This is a genomic window from Acinetobacter sp. A1, assembly GCF_012371315.1.
Classification (GTDB): domain Bacteria; phylum Pseudomonadota; class Gammaproteobacteria; order Pseudomonadales; family Moraxellaceae; genus Acinetobacter.
In genome coordinates, this window is sequence record NZ_JAAZQY010000052.1 from 1 (window position 1) to 9,754 (window position 9,754).

General features: G+C 40.1%; 7 protein-coding genes. 3 read left to right on the plus strand and 4 right to left on the minus strand.

Translation table 11 applies throughout. From position 1 onward, the window contains the following. Nucleotides 1–204: 204 nt before the first annotated feature. On the minus strand, nucleotides 205–801 hold the full coding sequence (locus tag HHA41_RS12465) for a putative adenosine monophosphate-protein transferase Fic (protein WP_004658347.1): 597 nt from the start codon (nucleotides 799–801) through the stop codon (nucleotides 205–207). A gap of 12 nt (nucleotides 802–813) precedes the next feature. Beyond that, nucleotides 814–981, minus strand: coding sequence for a YhfG family protein (locus HHA41_RS12470; RefSeq protein ID WP_005245168.1), 168 nt, complete (start codon nucleotides 979–981; stop codon nucleotides 814–816). A 274-nt stretch (nucleotides 982–1,255) separates the two neighbouring features. Here HHA41_RS12470 and HHA41_RS12475 point away from each other — a divergent pair, with 274 nt between their 5' ends. Genes HHA41_RS12475 through HHA41_RS12485 form a run of 3 tightly spaced genes read left to right on the plus strand, consistent with a single transcriptional unit; the run spans nucleotide 1,256 to nucleotide 7,277 of the window. Then, nucleotides 1,256–1,720 carry a hypothetical protein gene (locus tag HHA41_RS12475; RefSeq protein ID WP_000911011.1) on the plus strand — a complete coding sequence of 155 codons (465 nt, stop codon included), beginning with the start codon at nucleotides 1,256–1,258 and terminating at the stop codon, nucleotides 1,718–1,720. Nucleotides 1,721–1,732: 12 nt separating this feature from the next. Beyond that, a complete protein-coding gene (locus HHA41_RS12480) occupies nucleotides 1,733–4,072 on the plus strand; it encodes a hypothetical protein (RefSeq protein WP_002058482.1) in 2,340 nt (779 codons plus the stop codon). A gap of 4 nt (nucleotides 4,073–4,076) precedes the next feature. Continuing rightward, entirely contained in the window at nucleotides 4,077–7,277 is a 3,201-nt protein-coding gene (locus tag HHA41_RS12485; protein WP_151208140.1) for a site-specific integrase, read from the plus strand. A 327-nt stretch (nucleotides 7,278–7,604) separates the two neighbouring features. Here the strand turns inward: HHA41_RS12485 and HHA41_RS12490 are convergent, their stop codons facing one another. Further along, entirely contained in the window at nucleotides 7,605–7,835 is a 231-nt protein-coding gene (locus HHA41_RS12490; RefSeq protein ID WP_150378268.1) for a hypothetical protein, read from the minus strand. A gap of 6 nt (nucleotides 7,836–7,841) precedes the next feature. Then, a partial coding sequence (locus HHA41_RS12495) for a Tn3 family transposase (RefSeq protein WP_232857668.1) occupies nucleotides 7,842–9,754 on the minus strand: 1,913 nt, incomplete at its 5' end.

The window sequence follows — 9,754 nt, forward strand, 5'->3', positions numbered from 1 at the left end:
TCCCCACTTGTTTTTAAGTGGGGACTAAATTAAGGCTTATAGGATGAATTCATAAGGTGTGTTCAGCGGACGCTTACCCTAAATTACCCGAAGAGTATTAAGATTTCTAAGAATCGTGATTGTTGGTTTATTTGGGAAATTAATCAGTGGATTGAAGCAAAGATGATGGCTCATTAAGGATTGTGGGCTTCGACTACTTAAATTTTAGGTATTTTGAATAAAGCATATTTCAAAAATCTTAATTAATGGATTTAAATTACCATAAAAACCTTCAATATTGGCTTGAATCCATTGTTGTTGAGAGTCAATGCGAGACCAATCAATACCATAACCACAATGAGCAATCAGATGCTCAAAGAAAATCCGTTGTGTACGTCCATTACCTTCACGGAATGGGTGTATGACATTAAGCTCACAATACAAGTCGGCAAGTTGAGGAATCAGTTGTTGTGGTGCTAAGCCTTGAAAGTATTTTTTTTCTTGAAGCGGTTTGAGTAGTTTATTGGTTTCAATTTCAATACGGGAAAAATTACAAAAACGGGTGTCACCTTTGGAAATATCGATTTGTCTTAACTTTCCTGCCCAGTCGTATAAGTCGCCAAAGAGCTGCGCATGAATTGATTTTAAGTATTGTAAGTCGTAAGGTGGTTCAGCATATTCAATTAAGTTACTTGCCAATCCAGACAGTTCTAGTTCAGCTTGTTCTAAAATTTGTTCATCATGAATATTGAGTTTGTTCTTTAGGATATTTGTGCCAGGGTAACAATACAGGCTGTCACCCATTTCCCCATATTTATCCATACATGCACCTGACTAAGTTTCGGGTTGCGAATACTTCTTATATTTTTGCAAGATTTCAGCTTTACTTTGTTGATTTGTTTGAGCTGTCGTTGTAATGCCTTCAAGCTTTAGGCTGGCTTGATAGTTTTGCGCACGTGTCGCTTGAATATATTTTTTTTTCTGTTCAGTGGTTCTGAGCATTTCGAAACTCCATTGATGCTACACGTGAAGTAAGTATAGCAGAGAATCTTTTTGATCAATGCTGCATACACAGCATTTCAAAATGTAATACAACGGTATTGTTTCATGTAATAACAGAAAACTAAAAAAAAGTGGAAGAATTTTTAAAATTTAGACCACCCATGATAAGTAAACCATATGTATTTGTTGATAATTGTAATTTTGAGAAAATTTAGTTGATAAATTAAATGAATTTTAATATACAAAGATATGCTCATTTTTTATATCGATAAAAATGTTAAAATTTGACTATTTAGTAAAAAATATAGAGATATTTATGGGGCAATTTATCATGCCCTTTTGCTTTGAGCGACAAAATGTTCAATTTAAGATAGTAAAAATTAACTCAGAACTACTGAAAATCAAAAAGATTAAACAGAGCCAGAAAGTAGTAGTACAAGCAAAGTTCAAAATAATCTATGTGAAAATTTGGCAAAAAATATTGCTATTAATGCAAACGGAGCCATGCTTACGTGTACATTCTAATTATGTTGCAATCTTACAGTTGATACATAATCTTGATGATTTTATCGAAAAATCACAGCAACACTTGTGCTTTGAGAGAAAAGCTCAGAAAGAGCTGGATGCTAAATTTTTTGCTAGATTTTTTAAGCTGACAAAGAGTTCAATAAAAGATCAACTTTTACCAAATTGTTCAGATCGTAATGAATTTAACCAATGCAATTTGATAAAAAATTAAGCGAAAGCGAATATGCCAAAGATTGAAACAGAAGAGCAATTCTTAGATTTAGCAGAAAAATTCCAAAAAGATTATTGTTTATTACGCAATCATGTTGTGAATACACAATTTGTCGATCTATCAGATGATTTACGTGAAAAAGCCCATGCTCTATATAAGGAAGCACAACAGATATATGGCTATATATCTAGTTCTAGACAATTAGGTAAATATTATTATCTAGCTTCTTTAAGTTATTTTGCATGCCCGACTACTAGTAATACTCAAGAGCTGTCGTCTGAACGTTATTTGATTCTACAAGCGAGTTTTTTAACATATCGGCAGTATCAAGAATTTGCAAAAATTGATAAAGCTGAGAATAAGCAAAAACATGTTTGTGATCTCTTTCGCTATGTATCACGATATGTTCTGGATTCTAATCATGCTGAATTATTTCAAGAATGCAGTGAGCTACTAAATCGCTATGTCATGTACGAACGTAACTTGAAAAAGGAGGATCGTAATCAACTTTTTAATATTAAAGATTTCAAACAAGTACAAGCCATAGAGTATTTATCGGCTCTATTAATAATTTTTAAAAGACTTGATGATCGTCGTGTTGTTCATCGTCAGCGTAAGTCAAAAAAAAGTAAAGTTTTGCAATGGCCGACGAAAAATGAACTCAAAAAATTTCGTGAAATTAAAACGGGTAAGCAAGTAGATATTGGACATAACGCAAAGATCAGTATTTATGATGCCGCTCTTCACAAAGATGAAGAGGGTGAAGTTGATCTATTAGATCCTGAAATGGAGTTTTATTCAGAAGATGAAAAGTCTAAAAATTTAAATTATATACTCAGCGATAATGCGACGCATCTAATGCGGCATCGCCAGCGCCGTCATGCTCCTTTTGTTACAAATCCACATTATTTGGCGCCAGATATACTGAAGCAAATTGTTTATGTGTTGAGAACCGAGTTATCCGGGCACTGGAGGGATGCTGCAATCGCTGCAGCATGTTTATTGTCACTTTTGACGGGATTATCACCCGTCGCACTGATGGATTTTAACGAGCTTATTCAAGATGGAATTTTGATCCAGAATGGTTCAAGTAGACGTCGCGAATATTTACTCAAATTAAATCTTAAAATTACAGAGCAGAAGATTAAGAGCTTAAATCATGTGCGGTGGAATGAAGTGATGACACATCAACTACATTTACCTTCTGCTTGGTTTGACTATATAGAACAAGCATCGAATCCACTAATTTCATCAACACACATTAATACGAAACTTAAGAATTGGCTTGATAATCGGTTTGTAGGTTCGATCACTGTAGAAAAACTGCAGGCTCAATTATATTTTCATATATATTATGAAACATATAATGAATATCTTGCTCATGTAATTGCTGGGCGGGATAGTCAGCATCACATGCCTGGTATCTATTATGGCGGGCTACCGAAAACTCAACTCAGTAGCACATATCTAGCCTTTTTAGAAAAAGCACTTACACCACATTCCACACATTTTACTGAAGACACGGCTGAACTAAAAATATTGCAACAACAATTCAAAGTGCAATCTGCATTATCTATAGGAAGGATAGGGAGCCAACTGGCACTTGAACCCAATTTTGTGAAAGAGCAATTCCATATTTTACATAGACATTGTCACGAAAACATCCAAGAAGATAAGCACATTATTAATCAACTTAATGCATATGCGTGTTGGATGTGGCATATCAGTTTGTTGAGTTTGGCAAGTCGGCCTAAAAAAAACCTGTTGGGGAATTTGGATGATTATTGTGTTGAGCTCAAGCTTTTATATGTGAATGATAAAAAAAATAGTAAAGCAAGAAAAGATGGTCGTTTTATCCCTTTATCTGATTTTTTCATAAAAACACTGCAAAATTACACTGCCTTTTTAGAACAAATTATTGAAGCGTACGGTTCATTTTTTAGACAAGTCTTTGCAAAGAAGAAGATAACTGTAAATGATCTTTTTGGTAAGGTCATTTTTAGTAAAGATATCTTGCCGATAACTGTCAAAGAATGGCAGAGCAGGAAAATTAAGTTAATCCCTTTATCGAGAAAATGGGTGAATTCATATATGCAAGGAGTCTTTCCAAAGAATATGTATTCGAATTGGTTACGTCATTTTGACATGAACTTTTTGATGCATGAGCAGCAAGAGGGTAAACCAGCATTAGCTTTTCACTTAATTCAGGCCCTGTATGGTCATGACCAACGTGACCGAGAGGCTTTTCATCCGCATTCTTCACTTATCCCGAATGTCTATGTACAGCAAGCCCGCCAGCAATTGCAAGATAATGTCAAATCTTTATCGATTAAACACTTAGAGCGAAAATAGTTGTATGCAAAAAATCAAAGAACTAATAAAACCACAACTAGATGATCTATTTGTTGATATTCATAAAATGGTGAAAAAGTCGCTAGATAGACAGCCTTCTCCACCTGAAGTATTGACGAAAGAAATGCAGCAAAAACTTGATCAGCTGATCGCTGAAAAATGGCATGACATTAAAGATAGTGTTGATTGTTTGAGTCAAAAGTTGAGCCGAGACGAACAATCAAAACTGATGCAATTTACTGAAGATGAATTTAATAAAAGAAGGAAGCAATTCAACCAGAATGTAGATAAAAAATCATACAGAATTAAGCTAAATCCACATACTAAACGGATCGTACTGCCTAGAAAAATTGAGAGTACAGAGTCACGGTTAGAACAGGGGCATCTACATATCCATGTACTTAAGGAATTAAGGCAGTATTGGCAAGATTCATTTGAATATTGGAATGAACCAAAGTACTTATGGGGAAATTTATGCTTAAGTTTTATATATATTTCAGGCTGTGCAGATGAACAGCATTTGATTGCTATTCAGAAGCAATTGCAGGAGGCCATTGAGCTTGGTACAGATCTGAATTGTTTTCGGTTATACCATTCGGACTACAAAAAAATCACTAATCCATTGTTACTACATTATCGTGTTGAAAACTCTCAATATGGCAACGATGTAGAACAGGGAAAGTTGTACCAATGGAAACATGTTTTTTTTAACCCATATGCGCAGTTCATTTTGCAATATTTAAAAAAGTTGAAAGCTACTCAGAAAGAATTTTGTCTGCAACATTCAGTTGAAGATTGTATTTTAGAAAGCTTGAGTAAGATAGGCAGGAAAAAAAGTCTTGGGGATCTGCAATATCAAATTAAACGCCGTGGATTTCGTGCATTTAATGATGTGCAAATGGTACTCGAATTTAATCCAAACCTCAGCATAGATATATTTTTGAGTAATGTGCTTCAGCAAGAGATTAATACTGTTGCTTTAAGGCCATCCGAATTTAGATTGCTGTGGAATAATGATTACAATCAAGTCACAGAAGCAGATAATCGCCCTATTCATTTTGAACAAGAGCAGTTACTTCCTGAAGTTCCGACTGTTCAAAGCAAATTACAAACGATTCCGTATGAGTTGATGTTGTTTGGTCAAAAGAAACGTAAAGGTCAAAAAGTTGAGCGTTTAGATAAAAAGAGGAATAAAGAAGAACGCACGCTACGTTTTTGGCAAGAAACTAGAAGGGTGTTAGAGGAGAAGATAGTTGATGCTAATACGGAGGAAAAGTCTTTAATTGATGCTCAACTACGCTTAATTCACTGGTTAATGCATTTAAAAAAACGAGGGCTTCAATTATCAACTATTGAAAGCTACTTAGGATCGTTTGGCAAAGAATTTATATTTGAGATTTGGCTCAATAAATTAGATTTAAAGCAACAATCCATAGATGACTATGAGGATTTATATCGGCAGCTATTGAAATACAGCAGTGAACGTGATGAAAAAGCAGTTCAACGAGATTCGGTGAAAGGAAAAACCTCTCGTAAGATGCACCAAAGCGCAGAATACCGTTTTGGTCGCCTAAAAGATTTTCATCAATTCTGTATAGAGAATTATGATGCTCCAGGGGTATTGGTGTTACAGAATTCAAGTTTTAAGCATTTACAAATTTGCAATGCACGGCTAGTGAGTCCTTTGCTATTTGGCAAATTATTGGAAAAACTAGAAAATTTAAGTCAAGAGCCAACGGCATCAGAGTGGGTCGATCATCTGAGTTGTTTAAAGCTGATGTATTTACTAAGTTATAGAACTGGACTTCGATTAAATGAAGTTCGTTGTCTTAAAATACAAGATATTATTTGCCCAGAGCTACTTTATAAAGAAAAAGAAAATACAGTTTTTAATAATATCACGCTTCATATCCAAGACAATTCATATCGCCGTCTGAAAACGCGAAGTGCGAATCGTCAAATACCATTGAAAATTGCATTGTCAGAACATGAGTTTTTAGTAGTACAACGTTACATACAACATCGTTATGAGCAATATTTGGTTAATCAGCAGGATGATCTACTTTTTAGTGTGAATCATCGTGTATTAACTGATCAATGTATCAGCAAAATTACAGTAGATTTGTTTAGTCAAATATTAGGTATGCATCATGGCTTTAGTTTTCATACATTACGCCACAGTGCTGCTAACTATCTAGCAATAACTTTGCTCGGTTCAAAAGAAATGATCAAGACCTACACAGATTGTCCTTGGGTAAAAGCAAAAAAGATGAGGGATTTATTGTTTGGTATGAAAGCACGTGCTCAAGAAGAGATTATTCAACATAAATGGCAGGTGCTCGCCTCTTGGATGGGGCATAGCAGTATTGAGCAAACGGCTTCAAATTACCTTCATGTTTTGGATTTATTAGCAGTCGATCGAATTTATAATTCGCCGTGTATCATTTCAAAAAAAGTATTAGAACAGTGTTTTAGTCCAGTGAAGTCAAGTACAGACTACATAAACCTAAATCGTTATACTCAGCAGCAGAAATGGTTTAATTCTTATCAGCAAACACAGCCAGTTACGATGGCTGGCCGACAAGAAAAGAAGTTTAGTATAGAGAAGAGTACTCTGACACCTTTTCAACGTTTGATAAGTTTTAGAGAAGGTCGTTTAAGCGAAGATACCCAAGCTCAAGAATGGATGCAACGATGTCAATGGATGAGCACTAAATGGATGGATCGCCAAAAATTTAATTTAAAAACGAATTATGTTTATAGTAAGAATTTAGAAGAGAGTTGGTTTGATGAACTTTACGAAAAGGCTAAAAAACTGACTCGTCCAGATGAAATAATTCCTCTCCTTGATTTTCATTATAAAGATGATAGGCAGCAAGATGCACTGAAAGAAAAGAACATGGTTAAGGCGCTTAAAATATTATTATTATTTGGAAAACTGCGTAAGAATTTTCTACATTTTCAATGCCGAATGAAAGGTGATGAGCAACAAATTGTTAATTTTATTACTGGTATAGAGCCAATGTTAGGAGATCATCTGTATTTAGAAAAACAAAACTACCCAGTTAATTTGGATGCTCCTGAGCGAACCGTTAAATTTAGTTTTCAAAGAGTTGTCGGCTCTAACAAAAAAAATGTTACTCCGCTGGTTATATTTAATTTAATGTTAAAAATGATGCAAAAAGATGAACTCTGGATCAAATAGCCTAAGCAAACTGAAAAGGGGGAATTGTTTAAAAATCTCTCTGGTTATAAGTAAACTGTCTTTATGAAAAGCATCATACTAACTTTGATTCATAATAAAGGGAATTTAAAAGCTTTAGCATCACAATTTGGTCACTGGATTTTAGACAATAGTGTAAAGATTAGCACTTTGGTAAATCGATGAGCTAAAGTGTTGTAGTCCAAACTCGATCTGACAATTACCCATTTTTTAGTGTGCCCGTCAGGTTAAATTTGAACTGAATTTTTCTCAGCCCAAATTCATTTCCAATCAAGTTATGTTTCAAGTGGCGTGCGAACACTGCACAATTTAATTCACGGTGCCTAAGACAGGTATCAACTTCGGACCAGCCATTCTAGCTTTGCTAATGATTTCCACCAGCTCATCATAAGTCAGTTCAAACTTATCCTCACTATCAAATACATAGACCATATTCTTGCCTTCATGTTCAGGTGGAGTAGGTGGTACAAATCGTTTCGGGATAAGAATTTGTGCGAGTTGTTCGTCAGTTAAGGGGTCGTTTGCGGGAGGGGGCGGAATCCTACGCTAAGGCTTTGGCCAGCGATATTCTCCGGTGAGATTGATGTGTTCCCATCCGAGCGGCGAAACATGGGCCAAGAGATCGGGCGATAGCAGCTTTCCATCGCGTTTCTGGTTTGCAACGACCTCGCCGAGCTTCATGGTGTTCCAGAAGATGATGATGGCGGCGAGCAGATTCATGCCGGCGATGCGGTAATGCTGGCCTTCGGCGGAACGGTCGCGGATTTCACCGCGGCGGTGGAAGCTGATTGCCCGCTTCAGCGCATGATGAGCTTCGCCTTTGTTGAGCCCGATCTGGGCACGCCGTTGGAGTTCGGCATCCAGAATCCAGTCGATCATGAACAGGGTGCGCTCGACGCGACCGACTTCCCGCAGGGCTGTCGCGAGCTCGTTCTGCCGCGGATAGGAGGCGAGTTTCCGCAGAATCTGGCTTGGCGCGACGGTCCCGGCAGCAATGGTGGCGGCGATGCGCAGGATGTCGGGCCAATTGCGCTCGATCATGGCTTGGTTGACCTTTCCGCCGATCAACGCTCGCAGGTGCGCCGGGGCGGCCGACGGATTGAACGCGTAGAGCCGTTTGGATGGCAGGTCGCGGATGCGCGGAGCGAACCGGTAGCCGAGAATGGCACATGCGGCAAAGACGTGATCGGTGAAGCCGCCCGTGTCGGTGAACTGCTCGCGGATATGGCGTCCAGCATCGTTCATCAGCAGGCCATCGAGGATGTAAGGCGCTTCGCTTGCCGTTGCAGGAATCACCTGGGTTGCGAACGGCGCATATTGGTCGGAGACGTGGCTATAGGCTTTCAGGCCCGGGGTATTGCCATATTTCGCGTTGACCAGGTTCATGGCCTCACCTTGCTCTGTAGCGACGAAGAACTGTCCGTCGCTCGAAGCCGACGTGCCCATGCCCCAGAACCGGGCCATGGGTAACGCTGCCTGTGCCTCGACCACCATGGCCAGCGCCCGGTCATAGGCTTCGCCCTCGACATGCCACCGTCCAATGCGGATCAATTCCCAGAAGGTGTGGGTGTTTGTCGCATCCGCCATTTTGCGCAAGCCGAGGTTGATCCCTTCCGCCAAGATAACGTTCATTAGCCCGATCCGGTCAGCGCAGGGTGCTCCTGTGCGCAGATGGGTGAACGCTTCGGTGAAGCCGGTCGCCGCATCCACCTCCAGCAGGAGATCGGTGATGCGCGTGGGCGGGATCTGCTTGTAGAGATCGAGCACCAGATCTTCGGCGCCTGTCGGCGCGGCGGCTTCGAGTTTCTCGATATGCAGAACGCCGTTTTCAATCGACCCGCCCGGGATCGTGCCTGCGCGAGCGGCACGGCCAAGCTCGCGCAACCGCATGTCGAGGCGAGCTTGCCGGTCTGCCAGCCATTCCTCCGGCCGCAATGGCACAGCGAGACGACCGCCTTCCGCGATGGCTTGTGCCGGAACGAGTGCGTGTTTCAGATCGCCATAGCGCCGGGACCTAGTAAGCCAGACATCTCCGGAGCGGAACGCATCGCGCAGATGGAACAGCACCGCGATCTCCCATAGGCGAGCGTCGCCAGCCCTCTGGGCCCGAAGGTGGCGATGCCATTTCGAGCTGGGCCGCAAGAAGCTGGTCATCGCGGCATCGTTCAAACCGGTACGAAGGGCCGTCACCGCTTCCAGAAGCGGCAGTGCAACGGGCGCAGCTCGCAGATCGAGCAGGCGCAACATGCGTGGAGCGTATCGGCGGAAGCGGTGATAACCGTCGAGCACATGATTGAGCGGATCGTCGGCCATGGTGGCGGTCAGCCTGGTTGCCATTGCAACAAGGGTTTTTAAGCCGTCCCACCCTGACCCACTCGCGATGGCACTGTTGCAAATAGTCGGTGGTGATAAACTTATCATCCCCTTTTGCTGATGGAGCTGCACATGAACCCATTCAA

Excerpts from the sequence above, each read along its gene's own strand:
- HHA41_RS12475 (WP_000911011.1), top strand. The coding sequence starts at position 1,256 with ATGTTAAAATTTGACTATTTAGTAAAAAATATAGAGATATTTATGGGG.
- HHA41_RS12470 (WP_005245168.1), bottom strand. The coding sequence starts at position 981 with ATGCTCAGAACCACTGAACAGAAAAAAAAATATATTCAAGCGACACGT.
- HHA41_RS12465 (WP_004658347.1), bottom strand. The coding sequence starts at position 801 with ATGGATAAATATGGGGAAATGGGTGACAGCCTGTATTGTTACCCTGGC.
- HHA41_RS12480 (WP_002058482.1), top strand. The coding sequence starts at position 1,733 with ATGCCAAAGATTGAAACAGAAGAGCAATTCTTAGATTTAGCAGAAAAA.
- HHA41_RS12485 (WP_151208140.1), top strand. The coding sequence starts at position 4,077 with ATGCAAAAAATCAAAGAACTAATAAAACCACAACTAGATGATCTATTT.